Annotated in this window: 20 protein-coding genes; 10 read left to right on the plus strand and 10 right to left on the minus strand. The window is 72.8% G+C overall.

Translation table 11 applies throughout. The features are described 5' to 3' along the window. Positions 1 to 23: 23 nt before the first annotated feature. From ACZ52R_RS32180 to ACZ52R_RS32190, 3 genes are all read right to left on the minus strand, one after another. Entirely contained in the window at positions 24 to 422 is a 399-nt protein-coding gene (locus ACZ52R_RS32180) for a PIN domain-containing protein (protein WP_465618936.1), read from the minus strand. A 98-nt stretch (positions 423 to 520) separates the two neighbouring features. Continuing rightward, a complete protein-coding gene (locus ACZ52R_RS32185) occupies positions 521 to 934 on the minus strand; it encodes a PPOX class F420-dependent oxidoreductase (RefSeq protein WP_360503041.1) in 414 nt (137 codons plus the stop codon). Between the two features lie 52 nt (positions 935 to 986). Continuing rightward, entirely contained in the window at positions 987 to 2,402 is a 1,416-nt protein-coding gene (locus tag ACZ52R_RS32190; RefSeq protein WP_465754613.1) for a D-alanyl-D-alanine carboxypeptidase family protein, read from the minus strand. A 200-nt stretch (positions 2,403 to 2,602) separates the two neighbouring features. Here ACZ52R_RS32190 and ACZ52R_RS32195 point away from each other — a divergent pair, with 200 nt between their 5' ends. After that, entirely contained in the window at positions 2,603 to 2,800 is a 198-nt protein-coding gene (locus ACZ52R_RS32195) for a hypothetical protein (protein ID WP_360503044.1), read from the plus strand. 33 nt (positions 2,801 to 2,833) lie between these two features. Here the strand turns inward: ACZ52R_RS32195 and ACZ52R_RS32200 are convergent, their stop codons facing one another. Together ACZ52R_RS32200 and ACZ52R_RS32205 are read right to left on the minus strand one after the other, a co-directional pair. Continuing rightward, positions 2,834 to 4,627 carry a S8 family peptidase gene (locus tag ACZ52R_RS32200; protein ID WP_465619232.1) on the minus strand — a complete coding sequence of 598 codons (1,794 nt, stop codon included), beginning with the start codon at positions 4,625 to 4,627 and terminating at the stop codon, positions 2,834 to 2,836. Between the two features lie 166 nt (positions 4,628 to 4,793). Beyond that, the gene (locus ACZ52R_RS32205) at positions 4,794 to 5,084 is read right to left on the minus strand and encodes a hypothetical protein (RefSeq protein ID WP_465754614.1); all 291 of its coding nucleotides are present in this window, start codon (positions 5,082 to 5,084) and stop codon (positions 4,794 to 4,796) included. A 441-nt stretch (positions 5,085 to 5,525) separates the two neighbouring features. Between ACZ52R_RS32205 and ACZ52R_RS32210 the strand changes: the two genes are divergently transcribed. Both ACZ52R_RS32210 and ACZ52R_RS32215 read left to right on the plus strand, forming a co-directional pair. Further along, complete coding sequence (locus ACZ52R_RS32210) at positions 5,526 to 9,026, plus strand: S8 family serine peptidase (protein WP_465754615.1); 3,501 nt, start codon at positions 5,526 to 5,528, stop codon at positions 9,024 to 9,026. 169 nt (positions 9,027 to 9,195) lie between these two features. Beyond that, positions 9,196 to 10,164, plus strand: coding sequence for an alpha/beta fold hydrolase (locus tag ACZ52R_RS32215; RefSeq protein ID WP_465663194.1), 969 nt, complete (start codon positions 9,196 to 9,198; stop codon positions 10,162 to 10,164). 40 nt (positions 10,165 to 10,204) lie between these two features. Here the strand turns inward: ACZ52R_RS32215 and ACZ52R_RS32220 are convergent, their stop codons facing one another. The 3 genes from ACZ52R_RS32220 to ACZ52R_RS32230 all read right to left on the minus strand — a co-directional run bounded on the left by ACZ52R_RS32220 (position 10,205) and on the right by ACZ52R_RS32230 (position 13,469). Beyond that, entirely contained in the window at positions 10,205 to 11,665 is a 1,461-nt protein-coding gene (locus tag ACZ52R_RS32220; RefSeq protein WP_465754616.1) for a vWA domain-containing protein, read from the minus strand. Then, complete coding sequence (locus ACZ52R_RS32225) at positions 11,662 to 12,549, minus strand: AAA family ATPase (protein ID WP_465754617.1); 888 nt, start codon at positions 12,547 to 12,549, stop codon at positions 11,662 to 11,664. Before ACZ52R_RS32225 ends, ACZ52R_RS32220 begins: the two co-directional genes overlap by 4 nt. Positions 12,550 to 12,800: 251 nt before the next feature. Then, on the minus strand, positions 12,801 to 13,469 hold the full coding sequence (locus ACZ52R_RS32230; RefSeq protein ID WP_465663198.1) for a Tat pathway signal sequence domain protein: 669 nt from the start codon (positions 13,467 to 13,469) through the stop codon (positions 12,801 to 12,803). A gap of 491 nt (positions 13,470 to 13,960) precedes the next feature. Between ACZ52R_RS32230 and ACZ52R_RS32235 the strand changes: the two genes are divergently transcribed. From ACZ52R_RS32235 to ACZ52R_RS32245, 3 genes are all read left to right on the plus strand, one after another. Next, positions 13,961 to 14,767: a TetR/AcrR family transcriptional regulator gene (locus tag ACZ52R_RS32235; protein WP_465618951.1), complete on the plus strand. Its 807-nt coding sequence runs from the start codon at positions 13,961 to 13,963 to the stop codon at positions 14,765 to 14,767. A gap of 139 nt (positions 14,768 to 14,906) precedes the next feature. Next, a complete protein-coding gene (locus ACZ52R_RS32240; RefSeq protein WP_360503066.1) occupies positions 14,907 to 15,560 on the plus strand; it encodes a DUF6230 family protein in 654 nt (217 codons plus the stop codon). A gap of 65 nt (positions 15,561 to 15,625) precedes the next feature. Continuing rightward, the gene (locus ACZ52R_RS32245) at positions 15,626 to 16,150 is read left to right on the plus strand and encodes a DUF6114 domain-containing protein (RefSeq protein WP_396287964.1); all 525 of its coding nucleotides are present in this window, start codon (positions 15,626 to 15,628) and stop codon (positions 16,148 to 16,150) included. 99 nt (positions 16,151 to 16,249) lie between these two features. Here ACZ52R_RS32245 and ACZ52R_RS32250 read toward each other — a convergent pair whose 3' ends face one another. Next, positions 16,250 to 17,362, minus strand: a complete 1,113-nt coding sequence (locus tag ACZ52R_RS32250) for an NAD(P)-dependent alcohol dehydrogenase (RefSeq protein ID WP_465663200.1) — start codon at positions 17,360 to 17,362, stop codon at positions 16,250 to 16,252. Positions 17,363 to 17,551: 189 nt separating this feature from the next. Here ACZ52R_RS32250 and ACZ52R_RS32255 point away from each other — a divergent pair, with 189 nt between their 5' ends. Next, positions 17,552 to 18,472 (plus strand): helix-turn-helix transcriptional regulator, encoded by a 921-nt coding sequence (locus ACZ52R_RS32255; RefSeq protein ID WP_360503071.1) that lies wholly within the window; start codon positions 17,552 to 17,554, stop codon positions 18,470 to 18,472. Positions 18,473 to 18,539: 67 nt separating this feature from the next. Here ACZ52R_RS32255 and ACZ52R_RS32260 read toward each other — a convergent pair whose 3' ends face one another. Further along, positions 18,540 to 19,928, minus strand: coding sequence for a selenium-binding protein SBP56-related protein (locus tag ACZ52R_RS32260; RefSeq protein ID WP_360503073.1), 1,389 nt, complete (start codon positions 19,926 to 19,928; stop codon positions 18,540 to 18,542). A gap of 416 nt (positions 19,929 to 20,344) precedes the next feature. Between ACZ52R_RS32260 and ACZ52R_RS32265 the strand changes: the two genes are divergently transcribed. The 3 genes from ACZ52R_RS32265 to ACZ52R_RS32275 all read left to right on the plus strand — a co-directional run bounded on the left by ACZ52R_RS32265 (position 20,345) and on the right by ACZ52R_RS32275 (position 23,272). Beyond that, on the plus strand, positions 20,345 to 21,361 hold the full coding sequence (locus tag ACZ52R_RS32265; RefSeq protein WP_465754618.1) for an alpha/beta hydrolase: 1,017 nt from the start codon (positions 20,345 to 20,347) through the stop codon (positions 21,359 to 21,361). Between the two features lie 62 nt (positions 21,362 to 21,423). Beyond that, complete coding sequence (locus tag ACZ52R_RS32270) at positions 21,424 to 22,218, plus strand: spermidine synthase (RefSeq protein WP_465754623.1); 795 nt, start codon at positions 21,424 to 21,426, stop codon at positions 22,216 to 22,218. A gap of 214 nt (positions 22,219 to 22,432) precedes the next feature. Further along, entirely contained in the window at positions 22,433 to 23,272 is an 840-nt protein-coding gene (locus ACZ52R_RS32275) for a class I SAM-dependent methyltransferase (protein ID WP_465618963.1), read from the plus strand. The last annotated feature ends 97 nt before the right edge of the window (positions 23,273 to 23,369 follow it).

Below are 23,369 nucleotides of genomic sequence, written 5' to 3' on the forward strand. Positions count from 1 at the left end.
GGGCCGAACCTCAGGGCCGAACATCAGGGCCGCACACTGCGCGGCCCGGTCACCGTGGCGCCCAACGCGCCGACACGGGCGCGCAGTTCGCGGTCGGCGGTGACAACCAGGCAGTCCCGCTCGGGGTGGTCGGCGCGGGCCGCCCGGACCAGCTCGACGATCCGGTCGTCCCCGCTGCCGCTCGCCTCCACCACCCGAACCTCCGGCAGCCCGGCGACGCCCCGGGCCGCGCCCTCCACGACCAGGACCACCTCCAGCGGGCCCGGGCGGTCCGGCAGCCCCCGTCCGGCGACGGCGACCAGCGTGTCCCGCAGCCGTTCGGCGGCACCCCGTCGGTCCCGCCACCAGCCGTCGGGCACCGACCCGACCACGTTCGCGCCGTCCACCACCAGCAGCGTCGGCGCGCCCTCGTTCTCTCCCATGGCCGCCAAGCCTGCCACCCCGGACCGCCCCCGGCCGAACCGGCGACACCCCCGGCAGGCCCGGCGGCGCGCCGACGGGCCCGTACCCGTACCCGTCGTCAGTCCGCCAGCGTGATCCGGATGCCGACGGTGCCGCGCTCGCCGCGCCGCAGCCGGCTGCCGAGCAGGGTGAGCACGCCGAGCAGGCCGTACTTCTGGCGCAGCAGCGTGCGGTAGGCGGCGGTGCGCTCGGGGCCGAGGATCTCGGCGGTCGCCGGGTACGGCGCACCGGTCGGCCGGCCCTTGACGTCGCACGGGCCGACCAGCACGTCGGCGCGGTTGCGGATCCGCTTGACCTTCCAGGAGTCCGCGACGGTCCAGATGCCGAGCGCCTCCCCGTCACGGACCACCCACACCGGGGTCGGCACGGTGGTGCCGTCCTTCTTGTACGTGGTGACGAGCAGGTAGCTCCCGGCGGAGAGCTGGACGATCCGGGCGAGCCGGTCCGCGGCGGAGGGGTCGGGGGTGGTCATGGCCGGAAGTCTAGAGGGGACCGGCCGCGGACCGGGCCGCAGGTCGGCGGGCTCAGCGCGTCCGGCGGGTGCGGGCGGTGCGGGCGGTGCGCAGCATGGCGCGGGCGCGGCGGGTCAGCCGGCGCCGGCCGTGGCCTCCGATGCCGGTGGCGCCGCCCACGGCGGTCGCGCCGCCGCGGTGCACCGGGACAGCGGCGGCAGCGGTGGTGGCGGCAGCGGAGGAGGCGCGGGCGGTGGCCGGGGTGTGGGCGGGCGCGGTGCGGCGGCGGGCGGCGGTACGGGCGGTGGCCCAGACGGCGAGGGTGGTGCTGAGGACGGCGGCCGTCCAGACGGCGGGGGCGAAGCCGGGGCCGTCGCCGCTGAGGACGGGTGCCCGGGACCACGGCGGCAGCTGGGAGCCGGCCGCGGCCTCCGGGGCCCCGGGGGAGGCGGGGGACGCGGGGGAGGAGGCCGGGGCGCCGGTGTCCTCGACCAGCTGCCCGACCGGCTGGACCTTCCCGGCCGCCGCGAAGCCCCAGTCGAGCAGGCTGGCGGCCTCGTCGTAGACCTTGCCCTGTGCCTCGGGGTGCATCACCGTCACCAGCAGGGTCCGGCCGCCCCGTTCGGCGGCGCCGGTGAAGGTGGCGCCCGCGTTGGTGGTGTAGCCGTTCTTGACGCCGATCAGGCCCGGGTACTTGCCGAGCAGCCGGTCGGTGTTGGCGATGTCGAAGCTGGTGCGCTGGCCGGTGACCTTGTCCAGCCCGCCGGGGAAGTGCGCGGTGCGGGTGGCGCAGTAGGAGCGGAAGTCGGCGTTGCGCAGCCCGGCGCGGGCGAAGAGGGTGAGGTCGTAGGCGGAGGTGACCTGGCCGTCCATGTCGTAGCCGTCGGGGGAGACCACCTTGGTGTCCTTCGCCTGCAGTGACCCGGCGCGGGCCTGCATCTCGGCGACGGTCTGCTGGAGCCCGCCGTTCATGTGCGCGAGGACGTGGACGGCGTCGTTGCCGGAGCTGAGGAAGACGCCCCGCCAGAGGTCCTCGACCCGGTACGGCAGGTTCTCCTTGACACCGACCAGGCTGCTGCCGGCACCGAGGTTGGCCAGCTCGGCCGGGGTGACCAGGTGCTCCAGCGAGCGGTCGAACTTGGGCATCACGGTGTCCGCGAACAGCATCTTGAGCGTGCTGGCCGGGGGCAGCGGCAGATGGGCGTTGCGGGCGGCGAGCACCTCGCCGGTCCCGGCGTCCGCGACCAGCCAGGACCGGCCGGACAGCGCGGACGGCAGCGCGGGCGCCCCGGCGAGCGGCGCGACCTGGACGTCCGGGCTGCCGAGCCGCTGCCCGCCGACGACACCGGCGGCGCCGGCGGCGTCCTGCCCGAAGGCTGCGAGGGCCGCCGGAGCGCCGACGGCGAGTACCAGGGCGGCCGAGGCGGCGGCACCGGCCGCGGCCCTGGTGACGTACGGTGACTTCTTCGATATGCGCGTGGGCTGCACACGGCGAACGTACCCGGGCCGCCGCCGGGCCGCCGTGCCTGCTGCTCCGTCCGGTGCTCCGTCCGGTGCTTCGGACGGTGCTTCGTGCCGAGCTCCGGACGGTGCTCCGGACCGGGTGGCCGCGGCCCACGACTTTGGTGGTGCCCGGTCGCGCCGAAAGTCGGATGTCCGGGCGGTGGCGGATTCCTAGGGTCGGGGGTATGAAGACCCTGCTCGGCTACCTCGGTTTCGTGCTGATCCTCGGCGGCGCCTCCGGCCTGCTGTCCGGTTGGATCGGGGGCTTCCGGCTGTTCGGCTTCGTCCGCTTCCTGGTGCCCGACGGCCACGAGACCGTCGGGTACGCCACCCTGCTGGTGCTCGGCGTCCTGCTGGCGATTCCCGCCGCCCGGCGCGGATAGCCGGGCGGCGGGCGCCGAGGCACCGAGGGTGGGTCAGAAGGTGAGGTTCCAGGTGTCGATCGTGCCGGTGTCGCCGGAGGCGCCGTCCTTCACCCGGAGTTTCCAGGTGCCGTTCGCCGCGCTCGCGGCGGCGTTGACGGTGTAGGTCTTGGCGACGTTGTCGGCGCTGTCGTTGTCCGGGAAGTCCTCCAGGAGGTAGACCGTGCCGTCGGGGGCGACCAGGGAGAGGACCAGGTCACCGCGGTAGGTGTGCTTGATGTCCACGCCGACCTTGAGTGCCGCGGGCGCGTTGCCGGTGACGCCGGTGACGGCGATCGGGCTCTCCACCGTGGTGTTGTCGGCGATCGCCACATCGGCAGGGTTCTCGAAGTACTTCCCGGTGGGCGGGGTCGTGCCGCCGACCGCCTTCAGCGCGTCGACCTGGCCCTCGCCGAAGAAGGCGTTGTTCGCGGTGGTGCCGGTGCAGCGGCTGTCCCCGGCGGGGCAGGCCAGGTCGTCGGCCTGGGTGGCCAGACGGGCCCGGATGTCGGCCGGGGTGAGCGACGGGTCGGTGCTCGCGATCAGCGCGGCCACCCCGGTGACGTGCGGGGAAGCCATCGATGTGCCGCTCTTGGTGCCGTACTTGCCGCCGGGCAGGGTCGAGTAGACGGCGGTCGCGCCGTCGCCGCCGGGCGCCGCGACGTCGATGACACCCCGGCCGAAGTTGGAGTAGGAGGCCTTGCCGCTGCCGCTGCCCGTGGCAGCGACGGTCACCACGCCGGGGAGTTCGGTGGGGATGTCGAGGCAGGCGTTGCTGATGGTCCGGGTGACCGGAGTGGAGTCGTTCGGGCTCGCGGTGTCGGTGGTCTTGGCGGCCAGGTCGTAGTCGGCGTTGCCGGCCGCCGCGACCTGCAGCGAACCCTTGCCCTCGGCGTACTCCTGGGCGCGCTTGACGCCCTCGATGACGGCCGCCTGGTCGAGGTCGTTCGGGCAGTTGAACTGCCACGGGTCGGTGTAGTAGCTGTTGTTGGTCACCTTGAAGCCGTGGTCGCCGGCCCAGATGAAGCCGCAGACGGTGTTCTCGGCGTAGAACAGGGTGCTGGTCGGCTCGGCGATCCGGACCGAGGCGATCCTCACGCCCGGCGCGACGCCGATGACGCCCTTGCCGTTCTTCGCGGCCGCGATGGTGCCGGCGACGTGGGTGCCGTGGGTGTCCACGTCGCGCCAGGCGCCGGTGCGGGTGTCGGGCTTGCCGTACGCGCAGGAGACCGAGTCGGCGGCGTCGAAGTTCGGTGCGAGGTCCTGGTGCTGGTCGTCCACGCCGGTGTCGAGCACGCCGACCTTGACGGAGGGGGAGCCGGTGGTGACGTTCCAGGCCTGGTCGGCCTTGATCTGGGTCATGTCCCAGCGGTTGGACTCGGTGAGCGTGGTGGCCGACTGGGCGGGGTTGGCCGGCAGGGCCGGGTTGTAGGCGTCGGCCGGCACGTCGGAGGTGCGGGTCGCGCCCACCTGCTGGATGCCGGGGACGGTCCGCAGCGCGGCGGCGAAGCCGGTGCCGGTCGAGTGGGCGACGATGACGCCGATCGTGTCGTAGCTCGCGAAGACCGTTCCGCCCTTCGCGGCGACGGCGCTCTTGGCGGCGGCGATGTCGGCGGGTGCGCTGATCACCAGGTAGGCGCGGGTGCCGGCGGCCCAACCGGCGGCGGTGCCGGGGCTGGTGGCGGTGCCCGTGGCGGTCGTGGGGGCCTGCGCGGCCGTCGGGGCGGCGGCCGTGGCGCTGCCGGGGACGGCGGGTGTGGTGCTCGTGTGGGCGGCGGTCGCGAATGCCGTGGGGGTGGCGAGCGCCATGGCCGAGGCGACGGCGAGGGCGGCGGCCGGGCGGCCGAGCCGCCGGGATATCAGGGGTGACACGTGTCCTCCGATCCGGCCCGTGCGCGAGGGGGAGCGCACAGGAATTGAAGGAAACATGCCAGATTGGCCAGGAGTTGGGGAAGGCTTTACGCATGACGACTTTTCACGGAAGGGTCGTCGAGCCGCCCACGCCCGCCGCGCTGCCGTCGAGCTGGATGCCGAGGCCGGTGGCGAAGGCCTCCCGGTGGCCGTCCGGGGTGCCGCCGGCGGCGCGGGCGTCGGCGGTGACGGCCGCGTGCCGGTCGTCCGTGGGCGGTGGATCGGCCGGGAGTCGGGCCAGTGCGCGGTCGTACGTCAGGTCGAGTCGTCCGGCCTTTCCCGGCATGTACGTGTAGGGCGGCATCGTGGTGTGGCCGAGTCGTTCGCCCACGGCGCGCCTCGCGAGCGCGGCCATGACGGACGGTCATCCGGAATCTCCTGGCGGCGCACATTATCGCCTCCGGAGAAAACTGTTTATACAGTAAAAGTGACCAATTGAATGGGCTGGCGCCGGGCCTGCCTGGCGTTCCCGGTGCCGAGTTCCTCCTCCCCGCCGCGCCGGGTCTGGTTTCGGCAGCGGACGGCGGGGAAGGGAATGTCGCGGTGTCGACATGTGGTCAGCCCGGTGGCGAGGTTTCGCCAGTGTCCGGAGTTCGCCACGGGAATCCCGGGTGCGGGAGCGTCCGGCGCCGGGCGAGGCCGATTGGCTGAAAGATGTGGATTCGGCCCGATTTCCGCCCGTGAGTTTTACCGAGTGATGGTCAACTTTACTTTCTGATGGGGATTTACCCCCTTGTCGTGATCGCGTTCAGGTGCGTTGGATTGCGTCAGCCATAAAACAGACGAAAGGATGTCCATGATCGGCTGGCGGAAAACCCAGCTAGCAGCTGCCGTCACGGTCACCGCCGCGTCCATGGTCCTGAGCTTCGGGACCGGCGCCAACGCAGCTCCGACCCCGGACCCGCAGAACGCCCAGGCGGCGTCCGCGGACGGGGCCCCGGTGCCGGTGATCGTGATCCTGAAGGACCAGATAGCGGACGCCCCGGCCGACCACGGTCACCTGGGCGCCCGTCAGCAGAAGACCGCCTCCTCGCAGGCGCCGCTGCTGAACAAGGTCAAGGCGGCCGGCGGTACCAACATCAAGAGCTTCGTGGTCGGCAACGCCTTCTCGGCCACGGTCAGCCCCGCCCTGCGCGCTCAGCTGCAGGCGGACCCGGCCGTCTCCTCCGTGGTGGCGGACACCCAGGTCCAGGTCGCCCCGGCGGCCGCCGGCAAGGCGAAGCAGACCAAGGACTCCGCGGCCGCCGACGGCGCGAAGGCGCCCAAGGCCGCCGCCGCTCCGCAGGCCGTTTCGGGCAGCAACGGCCAGGGCGCCGAGGAGAACGCGACCAACACGGTCTGCCCCTCCGACCCCAGCAAGCCCCTGCTGGAGCCCGAGGGTCTGTACTCGGTCCGGGCCTACACCGGCAACGGCAAGCCCGGTGTGGAGAACCTCGCCACCGGCAAGGGCGTCAAGGTCGCCTACATCGCGGACGGCCTCGACCCGAACAACCCGGACTTCATCCGGGCCGACGGCTCGCACGCCGTGGTCGACTACAAGGACTTCGCGGGCGACGGCTGGGACGCGCCGACCGGCGCGGCGGAGGCCTTCGGTGACGCCTCGGCGGTCATCGCCCAGGGCCGCCAGACCTACGACGTCTCGCAGTTCGTCAACGCCTCGCACCCGCTGCCGGCCGGCTGCAACATCCGCATCCGCGGCCTCGCCCCGGACGCCGACCTGGTCGCCCTGAAGGCCGGCGGCGAGCTGATGTCCAACTCGTCGATCCTGCAGTCCATCGACTACGCGGTGCGGGTCGCCCACGTGGACGTGCTCAACGAGTCCTTCGGCGGCAACGTCACCCCGGACAGCGGCGCGCACGACACCATCTCGCTCTTCAACGAGCAGGCCGTCAAGGCCGGTGTCACCGTCGCCGTCTCCTCCGGTGACGCCGGCATCAGCGGCACCGTCGGTACGCCGTCCACCGATCCGTACGTGATCTCGGTCGGCGCCTCCACCGACAACCAGAACTACCAGCAGACCGGTTACGCGGCCTCCCAGTTCTCCAACAAGACCTGGAACAACAGCCGTATCTCCGCGCTGTCCTCGGGTGGCTTCACCCAGGCCGGCCGCACCGTCGACCTGGTCGCGCCGGGTGAGTCGGACTGGGCGCTCTGCACCCCCGACCTCACCAAGTACACCGACTGCTCGGGCTTCAACGGCAAGGCCTCGCCGATCCAGCCCTTCGGTGGCACCAGCCAGGCCGCCCCGTTCGTCACCGGTGCCGCGGCCCTGGTCATCCAGGCCTACCGCGACACCCACGGCGGCGACTCGCCCACCCCGGCGCTGGTGAAGAAGTTCCTCACCGGCACCGCCAGCGACCTCGGCGTCCCCGCCGAGGAGCAGGGCGCCGGCCTGCTGAACGTCCGCGCCGCCGTCGAGGCCGCCCGCGGCTACGACGACGGGGACGGCACCGACGGCGCCAACACCGTCGTGGTCAACACCGGCCAGGTCGACATCGCCGGCACCCCCGGCTCGACCCACAGCACCGACGTGTCCGTCACCAACACCAGTGACGAGCCCCAGACGGTGAGCGCCGCGACCCGCAGCTTCGCCCCGCAGTCGAGCAACCAGCAGACCGTCCAGCTGGACTCGTCCTCGACGGACACCTTCAAGTACGCCACCAACGGTACGAACTGGGTGCAGAAGCAGGTCAAGTTCACCGTCCCGGCCGGCGCGGACCGCCTCGCGGCCTCGATCGCCTGGCACGGTGCGCCCAACCCGGTCACCAACGGCCCGGTCGTCCGCATGACGCTGCTCGACCCGTCGGGCCGCTTCGAGACCAACACCCGTCCGCAGGGCGGCGCCACCCCGGCGAACTTCGGCCTGGTCGACGTCCCGCACCCGGTGGCCGGCGAGTGGACCGCGATCCTCTACACTCCGGCGGGCAAGGCCGGCTTCACCGGCCCGGTCCAGCTGGGCACCGCCACCCAGCGCGCGGTGCCGGCCGGCGCCGTGAGCCCGAGCACCACCGAGCTGCAGCCCGGTCAGACCAAGACCCTCAAGGTCCAGCTGACCACCCCGGCGACCAGCGGTGACTCCAGCGAGGCGATCACCGTCTCCAGCTCCAACGGCAGCACCACCAGCGTCCCGGTCACGCTGCGCAGCCTCGTCCCGGTCAACCAGGGCAAGGGCACCTTCACCGGCTCCATCACCGGTGGCAACGGCCGCAGCGCCTCGCCGACGCAGAGCTTCACCTACGGCTTCGACGTCCCGAAGGGCCAGAAGGACCTGCGGGTCGGCGTCACCGTCGGCAAGGACGCCAACCTGCTCATGCAGGGCGCGCTGATCAGCCCGAACGGCACCCCGATCGACATCGAGGGCAACGGCCAGTTCGACGCCCAGGGCAACCTGACCGGCACCTCGGCCGGCGTCTCGGCCACCACCGTCAACCCGGCCGCCGGCCGCTGGCGGTTCGTCCTGAACGTGCTCGGCCCGGTCAGCGGCCAGCAGCTCGCCCAGGACTTCACCGGCACCGTCGCGTTCAACCAGAACCAGGCCACCGCGGCCGGTCTGCCGAACGACGCGCACACCAAGCTGGCGGCCGGCAAGCCGGTCACCGTCCAGGTGAACTACACCAACAACACCGTCGCGGCCCAGAAGATCGCCGCCGACGGCCGCCTGGACCGCCGGGTGGACGTCCCGCTGGTGCCGCAGGGCGCCTCGGCGAGCGTCAACCTGCCGCTGAGCCTCAGCTCCACGGTGCCGTCCTTCCTGGTGCCGCCGGGCGCCGACCAGCTCAAGGCCGTGGCGGCGTCCTCGACGCCGGCGCAGATCGAGCTGAGCGCCACCACCGGCTCGCCGGACCTGTTCGGCGACCTGAAGAAGGCCCAGAACGGCTCGACCATCTCGGTCGTGACCGACAACGGCACCGCCGAGCAGCCGGTCGTCCCGGGCAACTGGAGCACCTTCGTGCAGCAGATCGGCCCGTTCGGCAACGGCGGCGCCCCGACCGGCACCTCCACCATCACGGCCACCGCGCACACCCAGGCCTTCGACCCGGCGCTGACCTCCAGCACCGGTGACCCGTACGCCGCCTCGGTGGACGCCTCGGCCCAGGCCGCCAGCCCGGTGACCGTCGCGCCCGGCGCCACCGGCTCGCTGCAGGTGACCCTGACCCCGACCGGCCCGAAGGGCAGCACGGTCAAGGGTGTGCTGTACCTGGTGTCCGGCCCGACCGGGGTGGCCACCGCCAACAACGTCCTGAACACCACCGGTGCGGTGCTCGCGGCGATCCCGTACAGCTACACGGTGAACTGACGCTCAGCCACTCCACCGCTTCACGATGAGGCCGAGGCCGTCCCGGATTCCGGGGCGGCCTCGGCTGCTTGTGTCCCGGGGCGGACGAGAGGTCGAGGAGGGGTTCCGACGGCGGTCGGCGGGGCAGGTTCGGAAGCGGACGGACGTTTCCTAGCGGATGGTGAGTTTCGTGTCGTACGAGTCGATCAAGCACAGCGAGGTCGAGGTGAACGGGGTGCGGCTGCACCTCGCCGAGCAGGGGGAGGGGCCGCTGGTCCTGCTGCTGCACGGCTTCCCGGAGAGCTGGTACTCCTGGCGGCACCAGTTCGCGCCGCTCGCCGAGGCCGGCTACCGGGTGGTGGCGCCCGACCAGCGCGGCTACGCCCGCAGCGAGCAGCCCGAGAACGTGGACGCGTACAGCCTGCTGCACCTGGTCGGCGACGTGACGGCGCTGATCGGCGCGCTCGGAGCGGAGCGGGCGGTGGTGGTCGGGCACGACTGGGGCGCCCCCGTCGCCTGGGCCACCGCGGCGCTGCGCCCGGACCTGGTGCGGGGCGTCGCCGGGCTGAGCGTGCCGCCGCTGCCGTCCGGGCCGACGCCGCTGGCGGCCTCCCGGGAGAAGTTCGGCGACGGCTTCTACCAGATCTACTTCCAGGAACCCGGCCGTGCCGACGCCGAGCTGGCGGCCGACCCCAAGGCCTCGTTCCGCCGCATCCTCGGCGGCACCTACCCGGACGGGGAACCGAAGCCGTGGGTCGCCCCCGAGGGCGGGAGCCTGCTGGACACCATTCCGGAGCCGGAGCGGCTGCCCTCCTGGCTCACCGAGGCGGACATCGACGCCTTCGCGGCCGACTACGCCCTGCACGGCGAGCGCGCCTTCACCGGGGGACTCAACTGGTACCGCAACATCGACCGGAACAACGAGCTGATGGCGGCGTTCACCGGCCGGCGGATCGAGGCGCCCGCGCTGTACGTGACCGGTGAGCAGGACCTGGTGAACGCGATGGTGCCGCGTGAAGTGGTGGCGTACCTGCTGCAGCACGTGACCCCTCGGCTGCACCGGCACGTCCGGCTCCCGGAGACCGGGCACTGGACGCAGCAGGAGCGCCCGGCCGAGGTCACCGAGGCGCTGCTGGACTTCCTGAAGTCGCTGGACTGACGCCCGTTCCGGCGGCACCCCCGTCCGGCCCGGGCGGGGGTCAGACCGGCAGGAGGCGGGCGATCAGTTCGCCGAGGCGGCGGGCGTTGCGGCAGGAGTGCATCTCCACGACGCCGGCGTAGGCGTGGGCGGCGGAGTCGCCGGTCGGCCAGAGGGACGGCTGTTCGGGGTTCAGCCAGAAGACCCGTCGGGCCCGGCCGGCGATCCGGCGGAGGGCGTCGAGGTTGGGGTCGCGGTGGTTGTTGCGGGCGTCGCCGAGGACCAGGACGCAGGTGCGCGGGCCGACGGCGTCCAGGTGGTGGTCGGCGAAGTCGCCGAGGGCGGAGCCGTAGTCGCTGTTGCCGTGGTAGCCCATCACCTTGGCCTCGGCGAGGATCCGGGCGGCCAGGCGGGCCGGGTCGTCGCCGTTCCTGAGCAGGTCGGTGACCTCCGCGGTGCGGTTGACGAAGGCGAACACCCGGACCTTGCTGAACTGTTCGCTCATCGCCTGGACCAGCAGCATGGTGAAGTCGGCGAAACCCGCCACCGAGCCGGAGACGTCGCAGAGCAGCACCAGTTCCGGCCGGGCCGGGCGGCGCAGCCGGTAGGCGGGGCGCAGCGGTACGCCACCGGTGGTGAGCGAGCGGCGCAGGGTGCGGCGCAGGTCGATGCGGCCGCGGGCGGCGCGGCGGCGGCGGGCGGCCAGGCGGGTGGCGAGCTTGCGGGCCAGCGGGTGGACAGTGCGGCGCAGTTCGGCGAGCTGGTCGCGGCCGGCGTACAGGAAGTCGATCCGGTCGGCGGTGGGGGCGACGGCGCGCTCGGCGATCCGTTCGGGGCCGCGCAGTTCGGCGACCCGACGGCGGGCCTCGGTGGCGACCTGGGCGCGGAAGTCCCGGATGCGGCGGCGGATCTCGTCGGCGAGGACCAGGTCGGAGACGTCCGCCGGGCCGGGGCGGCCGCGCAGGGCGGCGAGGATCCGGGCCAGCAGTGTCTCGGGGGACAGCCGGCCGAGCGCCTGCTGGGCGGACCAGCCGTCGGAGCCGGGCGTGCCGGGTGCGCCGCCGGCGCCGTACCGGCCGAAGGCTGCCACGACCTCGCCGGCGAGCCGGGCCTGGGCGGCGCGGTCGTCCGCGGCGAGGGCGGCGGCGAGGCGTTCGCGCAGGTCGTCGCGGAGCGGGTCGGGGCGGCCGAAGCGTGGCGGCTCGGGGTCCTCGGGGACCGGTGGCGGGTCGGCGCGGACGGCTTCGGGGGTGCCGACGCCGAGGGGGAAGAACAGGTCGAAGGTGGCGTCGAAGACCACCCGTTGGCCGTCGGAGCGCAGCAGGGCGGCGGCCAGGCCGGCCCGCATCTGCTCGCGGTCGGTGAAACCGAGGACGTCGAGGACGGCGGCGGCGTCCACCGTCTCGGCCGGGCCGATCCGCAGGCCGTGGCCGCGCAGGGCGCGGACCAGGCCGGTGAGGCGGGCGGCGGTGTCGGTGGCCTGGGGCGCGGCGGGGCCGGCGCCCTGGGGTGCGGCGGTCACGCGAGGGTGAGCTTCTGGGCGGCCTTCCGGATGTCGTCCTGGTGCTTGAGGATCACCCCGAGGGTGTCCCGGACGGCCGTCTCGTCGAGGGTGTCCGCGCCCAGGGCGAGCAGGGTGCGGGCCCAGTCGATGGTCTCGGCGACGGACGGTGCCTTGCGCAGCTCCATCGCACGCAGCGCGCCGACGATCCGTACCAGCGACTCGGCCAGGGTGTCGTCCAGTCCCGGCACCTTGAGGCGGACGATCCGGCGCTCCAACTCGGCGTCCGGGTAGTCGAGGTGGAGGAAGAGGCAGCGGCGGCGCAGCGCCTCGGAGAGCTCGCGGGTGGCGTTGGAGGTGAGCAGGACGAAGGGACGGCGGGTGGCGGTGATAGTGCCGAGCTCGGGGACGGTGACCTGGAAGTCGCTGAGCACCTCCAGGAGCAGCGCCTCGACCTCGACGTCGGCCTTGTCCATCTCGTCGATCAGCAGCACCGTCGGCTCCTCGCCGCGGATGGCGGTGAGCAGCGGGCGGGTGAGCAGGAACTCCTCGCCGAAGATGTCGCCGCGGGCCTCCTCCCAGCCCTCGTCGCGGCCGGCGGTGATCCGCAGCAGCTGCTTGGCGTGGTTCCACTCGTAGAGCGCGCGGGCCTCGTCGATGCCCTCGTAGCACTGCAGCCGGACGAGCCGGGCCCGGCCGATCGCGGCGACCGCCTTGGCGAGCTCGGTCTTGCCGACCCCGGCCGGTCCCTCGACCAGCAGCGGCTTGCCGAGCCGGTCGGCGAGGAAGACGGTGGTGGCGACGGCCGGGGAGGCGAGGTAGCCGGTGGCGGCGAGTTGCTCGGCGGCGTCCGCGACCGAGGTGAAGAAGCCCGTGCCACGTGCCGTCGTTCCGTCGCTGCCCATGTGCCCGCCCTGTTCAAGGTTCGCCGTCCGTGTGCGGCGCCACCCTACCGGCCGGTCACTTCGCTGTCTCGGTGTCCCGCCCGGTGCCCCGGTGCCCCGGTGTGCCCGGGCACGGCCCAGCGGCGTACGGCGTGGTGCCGGTGCCGTACGCCGCCGTGGTCGGGGTGGGGCTGCGCGTCAGCCGACGGCGCGGACCGTCAGTCGGCGGTGCGGACCGTCAGTCGGCGCGGACCGTCAGTTGACGCGGACCGTCAGTTGACGACGAGGACCGGGCTGCCGGCGACGGAGGTGTCGGTGACCGGGCCGTAGGTGGCGCTGAAGTAGCCCGTCGAGAAGCACAGGCCCGGGCCGGACACCAGGGTGAACGGCTGGGCGGAGAAGCCGATGGTGCTGCCGGTGTTCGAGGCGGTGCCGTTGATTCCGGTGGCGTTCTGGTAGTTGCAGCTGATGCTGCCCAGGATGGTGCTGAGCACCACGGTGGTGCCCATCGCGCCGGCCGCGCCGGGGGTGAGCTTGACCGGGTAGCCGGGGGCGTCGCTGACCGTGTTGGTGAACGGCAGGTTGGTGACGGTGATGCTCCTGACGCCCGTGACACCGAGGACGTTGGAGGTGCAGGAGCCGAAGGTCTGGGTGTTGAGCTGCTCGACGGCGCTGCCCGGGGCGGCCGGGTTGGCGGTCACGGTCGCCGAGAAGGAGGAGGCGGCACACTTGATGCCGCTCGTCCCGGTGGCACCGTTGTAGAAGGTCGCGTAGCTGCCGGAGGCCAGGTTGGCGGACAGGACGTCACCAACGGCGACGGCCGGGCCGGTCGAACTGCCGGTGGTGAGTACGGCGGTGGCGGCCTCGGCGGGTGCCACCGCCGCGCCGGTGAGGGCGAGTGCGGCGAGGGCGGCGGTGGCGAGAGTGCGACGGATGCGCATGAGGGTACCTCTCTCCGTCCGGGGGACGGGTGGGGGAATCCCGGCGTGCGGGTGTGGTGGTGTGCACGACGGGGGAGGTGCATGGCGTACCGGGGGCTCCGGCGGGGCCGCGGTGCGGGCGGGCCCGGCGCCACGGGCCCGCTCGTGCGGTACGGCGGTGTGCGGACGTACAGCCGTGTACGGGTGTATCGGTGTACGGCGCTGCACGGACGTACGGATGTGGATGTACGGATGTGGACGTCCGGTGGTGCGGGACACAGCGGCACTGCGCAGAGTCGGTGCGGACGTGCGGTGCTGTGGGGGTGCACGTCGGCGGCTGCCACCGCCGCGGGCCCGCGCCCGTCGTGGTCCGGTGGTCCGGGCGGTTCGCCCGGACCGTGGGAGCCCCTGGAGGTCGGCCGGTGGGGGCCTGCTCGCCCACCGGTTGGAAACCTGTCAGTGTTGTAAACCCGGTGTTGCGTCAATGTCAATACAGGACACAGGAGTTGGTGATGGATCGGAACTACCTCCGGAGTGCCGACGTGGTCCTGCTGCCGGGCGCGCGGACCGGCCGCGACCCCGCCCGCTCGATCAAGCCCGGCCCGCGCCGGCAGCCCGCGGGCGTGGTCGCCGCGACCCAGCGCGAGCGGCTGCTGGACGGGCTGGTCCGGACCGTCGCCGAACGCGGCTACCGGCACGCGACGGTGAGCGACATCTGCCGCGCGGCGGGTGTGACCAGGCCGGTCTTCTACGAGCTGTTCAGCGGCAAGGAGGACGCCTTCCTGGCCGCGCACCGGTACGGCACCGGGGTGGTGCTCCGGCGGATGGCGGCGGCCTTCGCGGCCGAATCCGACTGGTGCCGGGGGATCCGGCAGGCGCTCGGCGCGATGCTCCAACTGCTCGCCGGGACACCCTCGTTCGCCACCATGGCGGTGATCGAGATCGAGGCGGTCGGCCCGGAGGGGCGGCGCGAGAGGGATCAACTCCTCACCAGGTTTCGGGCGTTCTTCGCCGAGGTGCCCCAACTGCCGGGCGGCGTAACGGTGAACGAGATGGTGGACGCCGTGGTGGGCGGCGTCTACAGCGCGCTCTACCGCCGGATCGACTCCGGCCGGACCGATCAACTACCGGAACTGCTACCGGTATTGAGCATGTTCTGCCTGGCTCCGTTCCTCGGTCCGGCGGAGGCCGCCGAGCGGCTCGGGGTGGCGGGCACGGTCGAGCGGACCGGCCCGGCGGGGGCCGCCGAGCGGCTCGGGCCCGGGATTGGTGAAGATCCTTCGTGCACCCGTATTGACCCGGCCAATACCCGGCAGTAGCTTCCCAGTTACTTACCGCGCTCCGACCTGACCCGCCCCGCTGCCGAGGGGCGGGTGATCCGGTCGGGCCGCGGAACGCTGTCCGCGCCAGGGCAACATGCCAGTGCCTGCACACCCAATCCACCCACAGGGAGCACACATGGCCATGTCCGAGGACGCCGCCGCGGCGGCCGAGACCCCACAGCCGGCCGGCCCGAGAAGAGGCCGGGTACGGCTCAAGCGCACCGTCCTGATGGCCGTGCCGGCCATCGCCGCCGGGGGCGTCCTGATGGCGCTCACCGCCCAGGGCGTACTCGCCGCGCAGTTCTCCATCTCCGGCATGCCGTTCACCATCACCGCCGACAAGTTGGACGGCCAGGGCTTCGCACAGTTCGGCGCGCTGGACTCGATGATCCCCGACAGCCCCAACGCGGGCTCCACCGGCGGCCAGGTCCTGGTCGCCGTGTCGGCGATCAAGAGCGCCCAGATCACCAACCTGTGCCAGAGCGTCGACCTCGGCGGCATCAACCTGGTGATCCACGCGGGCGACGGCGGCACCCCCGTCTCCGCCACCAACCTCACCACCGACTCCGATCTGCTGTCCGGCGACGCGGAGTTCACCAACATCGAGATCGGCGGCGACGCCAGCACCTTCGACAAGGCCGGACCGGTCGGCAAGGGCAACCCGGGTGTCTTCGGCCAGCAGGCCGACACCGTCCTGCTGACGCACCTCAAGCAGCACAACTACGCGAGCACCGCCGTCGGGTTCAAACTGCCCAACCTGCGGCTGAGCTTCAGCTCCCAGGGCTGCTGAGCATGGCGGAGTCCGCACCGGAGCCGGCCGGCGCCGGCGAGGGCACCGCGGCGCGGGCCGAGGGGGTGGCGGCCGAGGGGACGGCCGCCACGCCCGGCACCGCTGCCACGGCCGCCGCCGAGCCCGCTGCCGCCACAGCCGCGGACGCCGAGCCCACAGCCGGCGAGCCCGCCACCCGCCCGGTCAAGCGGCGCGACTGGCGGGGCAGGCGACCGTTCTGGGGCGGGCTGCTGGTGCTGCTCGGCGGCGCCGAGATCCTGTTCACCCTGCGGGCCCCGCTGCCCGTCGTCCTGCACATCGGGATGCAGGGACTGGCCGGGTACCTGGTGCCGGCGGTGATGGTGCTGTGCGGCCTGCTGATCCTGTTCAACCCGGCGCAGCGGCTGTTCTACTCCATCCTCGCCGTGCTGGCCTCGCTGGCCAGCTGGGTCACCTCCAACCTGGGCGGCTTCCTGATCGGGATGCTGCTCGGGGTGGTGGGCTCCTGCCTCACCTTCGGCTGGCTGCCCGACCAGCCGCTGCGCCGTGGCCGGCAGCGGCGGCTGGACCGCCGCGAGGAGCGGCAGGCGGCCAAGACGGCCTCCGTCTGAAACGCGGGTGCCCCGCGCCTGGTGACGGGAGAGCACCAGGACGCGGGGCACCTGCTGACGGGCTCGTGCGAGCTCCGTCGGATCGTCGCGAGGCGTCGATCAGATGGTCGAGGCGTCGATCACGAAGCGGAACCGGACGTCGCCGTCCAGCACCCGCTGGTAGGCCTCGTTGATCTGGTCGGCCCGGATCAGCTCGATCTCGGCGGTGATGCCGTGCTCACCGCAGAAGTCCAGCATCTCCTGGGTCCCCGGCAGCCCGCCGATCATCGACCCGGCCAGCGAGCGGCGCCCGGTGATCAGCGCGTGGGCGTTGACCGAGACCGGCTTCTCCGGCGCGCCGACCTGCACCATGGTGCCGTCGGTGCGCAGCAGGAGCAGGTAGGCGCTGAGGTCGAGGTCGGCCGAGACGGTGTTGACGATCAGGTCGAAGCTGCCCGCCAGCTCACTGAAGGTCGCCGGGTCGGAGGTGGCCCGGTAGTGGTCGGCGCCGAGCTTGAGGCCGTCCTCGCGCTTGCGCAGCGACTGGCTGAGCACGGTGACCTCCGCGCCCATCGCGTGGGCGAGCTTGACGCCCATGTGGCCGAGGCCGCCGAGGCCCACGATCGCGACCTTCTTGCCCGGGCCCGCGCCCCAGTGGGCGAGCGGCGAGTACAGCGTGACGCCCGCGCACAGCAGCGGCGCCGCGGCGTCCAGCGGCAGGTTGTCGGGGATGCTCAGCGCGTACGCCTCGTCCACCACCAGCTCCGAGGAGTAGCCGCCGTAGGTCGGCAGGCCGTCCGTGCCCATGCTGTTGTAGGTGAAGGTGACGCCGCCCTCGCGGGTGCAGTACTGCTGGAGGCCGGCGAGGCAGTTGTCGCACTCGCGGCAGGAGTCGACGAAGCAGCCGACGCCGACCCGGTCGCCGACCTTCCAGCGGGTCACGCCGGGGCCGGCCTCGCTGACCACGCCCGCGATCTCGTGGCCCGGCACCATGGGGAAGATGCCGGTGCCCCAGTCCTCGCGGACCTGGTGGATGTCGGAGTGGCAGATGCCGGAGTACTTGATGTCGATCACGATGTCGTGCTCGCCCACGGCCCGGCGGGTGACGGTGGTCTTCGCCAGCGGGGCGTCGGGCCGCTGCGCCGCGTAGGCGGCGACGGTGCGGGTGTTCGTCGTGCTCGTGGTGCTCGTCGTGCTCGTCGTGACCGTCGTGTTCGTCGTCTCGTTCGTCATGCCCTCAAGACTGCTGCGGCGCGATCGGGCCAACCAGACCAGAGGTCTTCGTACGAACCCGGGACGTAGGGGAGCGGAACGTAGGCGGGCGGAACGTAGGCGGGCCGGACGTACGCCCGCGGAAGGTACGCACGGCAGTATCACCCTCACCCGCCCCCCGGCGCACCGGATCGCCCGCATACTGCAGACATGGACCAGCGCACCGAACTCAGCGAGTTCCTCCGATCCCGCCGTGCCCGGCTGCGGCCCGAGGACGTGGGCCTGCGGGACACCACCACCCGGCGTCGGGTCCCCGGGCTGCGCCGCGAGGAACTGGCCCAGCTCGCCGGAGTCAGCACCGCCTACTACACGCGGCTCGAACAGGGCCACGGCGAGAACGTCTCCACCGCCGTGCTGGACGCCATCGCCCGGGTGCTGCGGCTCAGCCCCGCCGAGCGCGACCACCTCGGCCGGCTCACCAAGCCCGCCCGCCGCCGCTCCGGCCGGGCCGCCGCCCGGGCACAGCTGGTGCGGCCCGCGCTGCAACAGCTCCTGGACGCGATGGACGGCGTTCCCGCGTACGTGCTCGGCCGGCGCCTCGACATCATCGCCTGGAACCGCCTCGGCACCGCTCTCCTCGGCGACTTCGCCGCGATGCCGCCCGAGCAGCGCAACATGGCCTGGAACGTCTTCCTCGACCCGGCCGCGCGCGAGCTCTACCAGGACTGGGAAGGCAAGGCCAGCGACGTCGTCGGCATCCTGCGCCTGGACGCCGGGCGCGACCCGGACGACCCCCGGCTGGCCTCGCTCATCGGCGAACTCTCCGTCAAGAGCGAGGACTTCCGCCGCCTCTGGGCCACCCACAACATCCAGGACAAGGGCCACGGCACCAAGCGGCTGCACCACGCGGTGGTCGGCGGGCTCAGCCTGCAGTACGAGACCCTGCGTCCGGCCGGGGACTCGGACCAGGTACTGGTCACCTACCACGCCGAACCGGGCTCGTCCTCGGCCGAATCGCTGCGCCTGCTGGCCAGTTGGGTGGCCACCGAGTTCCAGACCGACCCGTCCGAGCGGACGACCGGCTCACCCGCCGGTTCGCCCCCCGGTTCGCCCGCCGAGCAGTCCCGGTAGTCGGCAGGGGTCTTGGCAAGGGCTCCTGGCAACGCCCGGTACGACCAGGCGCTGCAGCGCTGAGCGCTCAGCGGAAGCAGTAGGAGTCCGAGGACGCGTCGCCGCCCGCGAGATGGGTCTGGTGAACGCGCAGGCCCCGGAAATCCGCGCCGTGCGGGAAGAAACGCTCGTCGACGCTCAGCCCGCCCGCCTCGGGGTCGGCGTCCAGCTTGACCATCCACGGCTCGATGCCGTCCGGGTAGAACTGGTCGTCCCAGGCGCCGTAGAGGGAGTTGGTGAGATACAGCCGCCGGCCGTCCCGGCTGATCTCCACCATCTGCGGCGCCCCGCTCAACGGCCGTCCCGGCTCGGCCGGGTGCGGGGTGCGGGCGACGACCCCACCCAGCCGGACGGAGGAGGCGAGCCGGGGGTGGAAGGGATCCGAGACGTCGAACTGGAACAGCTCGCCGGTGCCCCAGGCCGACACGTACAACCAGCGGTCGTCCACCGACAGATTGATGTCGGTGACCAGCGGCGGCACCGCGCCGAACGGCTGCAGTGCGCGCGGCAGGTCCTCGGCCTTCGCCGGTTCGGCGGGGATGTCGATCACCTTGCGCGCGGTGAACGCCGGCCCGTTCCGGTACCAGAGCCAGACCGAGGAGGAGAGGTCCTCGACGTTCGCCACCACCCCGGCGAACCCCCACTCCGCCTGCGGATCGTGCGCCGGACGCAGCTCCAACACCATCTGGTACTGGTCGCCGAAGTCGATCCGCTGCAGGTGCCGCCCCGAGTCCAGCTCCCAGAAGTGCAGTGCGTGCCCGTACTTGCGGCCCAGCAGCAGCTCCGGCACCACCCCGTCCTCGACCATCCACGGGCTGCCCCACTCACTGGTCACCCCCACATTGGTGCCGAGGTGCCACCAGACGTCGTACGCGAAGTGCTGCGGCCCGCGCTCCGTCTCCCAGGCGCGCAGCACATCGAAGGTGGAGTGGTCGAGGATCGCCACCCCGCCCGGTCCGTCCGTGCCCTCACCGGCGCCCAGGCACGACAGGAACACCCCCTCCGGGCCGCAGTGCAGGGTGTGCGGGCGCGAGTAGCCCGCCTTGGCGGCGAGTTCGGCGGCCTCGACGGTCTTCACCAGGCGCGGCCGGACGGGGTCGGGCCGGGTGTCCATGACGTGCAGGCGCGAGGAGCGCAGCCCGGGGAGCAGCAGGAACCGCCGCTCCGGATTCTCGTGGCAGGCATGGGCCAGGGCGCTGGAACAGGCGTTCCAGCCGAAATGGTGCAACTCGTCGCCCAGGGTGGGGAGTTCGGCGAAGTTCAGCACCCTCCCGTAGTCGGCTGATGCCGGATCCGTGTCCACCGTGAGCAGCGCGTCCGGCCGCTGAGCCCACCGGTCGAACCCGGCGACGTACGCGAGCTTCTCCGGCGGCGCGGCCATCGCCTCGGTGGCCGACCGGTAAAGCGACGGATCCATGTGCACTCCCCAACTCGCCTGCCCTGTCCGGGAAGCGTTCCACACGACCACCGGCGCACAGCAGGCGTACGAGGAGTGGGACGGAGGCGCGGAGCGCACCGTGAGCCGGTGCACGACAGCATGACCGGGGGAGGCGACTTCCACAGCCCGGTCGTCCAGGCGAATACCGCGAAGGTGACGATCGAGGCTCGCCCGCCGGCGGTCACCGTCACCGGCCTCGGCGGCATCGGCAGGGCGATCCAGGCCATCGCCGTCGGCCACGCGCTGCTGTGCGCCGGCGGCTCCTCCCTCGGACACCCCCGCCGACTGACCGGCCACCGCCGAGCGCCGGGCACCTACCGGCCGGTATCGTCTGGCTCGGAACGGGTGGTCACCTGCCACATCGGCGGGCGGAGCAGAGGATCGGTGCGGCGCAGATGGAGTTTCGGGAAGACGTCCTGGGTGCCCCTTACGAGGCGGCGGAGCTGGAGCTGCGGCCGGATGCCGAAGGGGCGGTGTGCGCGACGCTGGTGCGTCGGCTGGTCCCCGGCGCGCAGCGGGCCGTGCTCTACATCCACGGGTACAACGACTACTTCTTCCAGACCAACCTGGCCGACCACTACACCGCGCTCGGGTTCTCGTTCTACGCGCTCGACCTGCGCAAGTACGGCCGTTCGCTGCGCCCGCACCAGTCGCCGAACTTCGTCCGTGACCTCGTGGAGTACGACGAGGAGATCGACGAGGCGGTGCGGATCATCCGGGAGGTGGACGGGCACCGGCAGCTGCTGGTGAACGGGCACTCGACGGGTGGGCTGGTCGGTGCGCTGTGGGCGGGGCGTCGGGCCGGGCGGGGCCTGGTGGACGGGCTGTTCCTCAACTCGCCGTTTTTGTCGATGCCGACGTCACCGGTCGTACGGAGCGTCGGCGGGCCGACGGTGACGGCGATCGGGCGGCTGGCGCCGACCCGGGTGCTGCCGTCGACGTTGAACCCGCACTACACGCACAGCCTGCACAAGGACCACAGGGGCGAGTGGGACTTCGACCTCACGCTCAAGCCCGCCGAGGGCTTCCCGCTGTTCGCGGGCTGGCTGTCGGCGATCCACCAGGGGCACCGGCGGCTGCGGCACGGGCTGGGCATCGACGTGCCGGTGCTGCTGATGGCCTCGACCAAGTCCATCGCCACCACGAAGTGGCACAACGCGCTGCACCACGCGGACGCGGTGCTGCGCGCCGACGACATCGCCGCACAGGGGCCGAGGCTCGGCCGGCACGTGACGATCGTCCGGATCGAGGGCGGTATGCACGACCTGGTGCTCTCCGGGGAGAAGGCTCGCACCCAGGTGTTCGCCGAGCTGGATCACTGGCTCGCGGCGTACCTGGACGTGCAGCCGGTGGACGTGAACGCGGCGGACGTGCAGCCGGAGGACGTGCGGCCGGCCGGGGAAAGCGCGTGACCTTCGAGCACGACGAGCCGGTGCCGGTCGGGCGGCGGACCGACCTCGGCTTCGCCAAGCTCATGCCGGACATCGACCGCGACGGCGGCTGGCTGCTGACCCTGGACGGCACCCCGCAGTCGTACGTCGATCTCGCCGATCCGACGCACCTGGAGTTCGAGTACACCCGGCGCCTCGGCCACCTCGCGGACGCGCTGGCCCCCGCCGGGCAGCCGCTGGACGTGCTGCACCTCGGCGGCGGCGCGCTCACCCTGCCCCGCTACCTGGCGGCCACCCGGCCGGGTTCGCGGCAGCGGGTGGTGGAGGTGGACGGGCCGCTGCTGGAGCTGGTCGCCGAACGGCTGCCCTGGCAGGGGCCCGGCGCGGACGTCACCGCGACCGTCGGCGATGCCCGGGCGGCCCTCGCCGACGTCCCGGCGGCCTCGCAGGACCTGGTGATCGCCGACGTCTTCCGTGGCTCCCGCACCCCGGCGCACCTCACGTCGGTGGAGTTCCTGCGGTTGGCGGCGGACACCTTGCGTGAGGGCGGCTGCTACGCGGCCAACCTGGCGGACGGCCCGCCGCTGGCGTTCGCCAAGGCACAGGCGGCGACGGTAGGGGCGGTGTTCCCGTACGTCTGCCTGGTGGCGGAGGCGTCGGTGCTGCGCGGGCGGCGGTACGGCAATGTGCTGCTGGCCGGGTCGACGGCGCCGCTGCCGGAGGCGGAGCTGGCCCGGTTGTTCGCGGGTGACATCTTCCCGGCCCGGTTGGTGGAGGGGGACGACCTGGCGGCTCTGGTCGGCCGCACGGCCCCGGTCACGGATGCGGACGCCACCGATTCCCCGCCTCCGCCGGACGGTGCCTTCAGCGTCGGCTGAGCCGAGCCGGGTGTGGTGCGCGAGAAGTCGGCCACGTCGACTTCTCCTGCCGCCGGTCGAGCGGCGCGTCGGCGGGTGGGGCGGTCCGGACCGGGTGTCAGAATCGGCGGGTTCATGCCCGAGCGCGAGACACCCGCGCGGCACCCGTTCGGCACCCGCGGGGTACGCGTGGCACACGCGCGGGCATCCGGGGAGCACGTCGAAGGAGCGAGCGATGACTGGCGGCGCGGAGCGGCCCGAGCTGGAGGCGGTGCCGGAGACGGCGCTGTGGACGCTGTGGCACCGGGCGGTGGAGGCGCGGCGGCCGGACACCGTGCTGCCGGACCCGAAGGCGGTCGAGCTGGTCGGCCGGATCGACTTCCCGTTCGCGGAGCGGTTCGGCCGGAACGCGATGGTGAGCCAGCTGCAAGCGCTGCGCGCGGCCTGCTTCGACCGTGAGGTGGCGGACTTCCTGGCCCGGGAGCCGCGCGGCACCGTGGTCTGCCTGGGGGAGGGCCTGGAGACCCAGTACTGGCGGGTCGACAACGGGCGGGCCCGCTGGCTGAGCGTGGACCTGCCGGAGGCGGTGGCGCTGCGCTCGGAGCTGTTGCCGCCCGGCGCGCGCCAGCGCTACCTGGCCGCCGACGCCGCCGAACTGGGGTGGGCCGACGAGGTGGACCGCAACCGTGAGGTACTGGTCACTGCACAAGGCTTGTTGATGTACCTTCCGCCGGCCCGGGTGAGATCCCTGATCGCGGGCTGCGCGGAGCGGTTCCCGGGCGGCTCTCTCGTGCTGGACGCCGTGCCGCGCTGGTTCAGCCGACTCACCCTGAACGGGAAGATGCATGCCCGCGGCTACCAGCCGCCGCCGATGCCGTGGGCGATGGACGCGGGTGAGCGGGACAAGCTCCGCACCGCCAGTCCGGCGGTGGCGGCGGTGCGGGACGTCCGGCCGACCGGCGGACGCGGGCTGGTCGGCGCCCTGCTGCCACTCGCGCTGACCATCCCGCCACTGGCCACCCGCCGTCCGTCCGTCACCGTCCTGGACTTCGCCGAGCGGCCCGAGCAGTCCTAGGACCAATGCCGGTGATTTAAGGTCCTGCCCGGTCCGGCGATCGTGACGATGGCCGGAGCGGGTGGTGGCCAGTCGCGGTGTTCGGCCCGTTTGAGGG

The sequence above is a fragment of the Kitasatospora sp. NPDC034023 genome, from assembly GCF_055575795.1.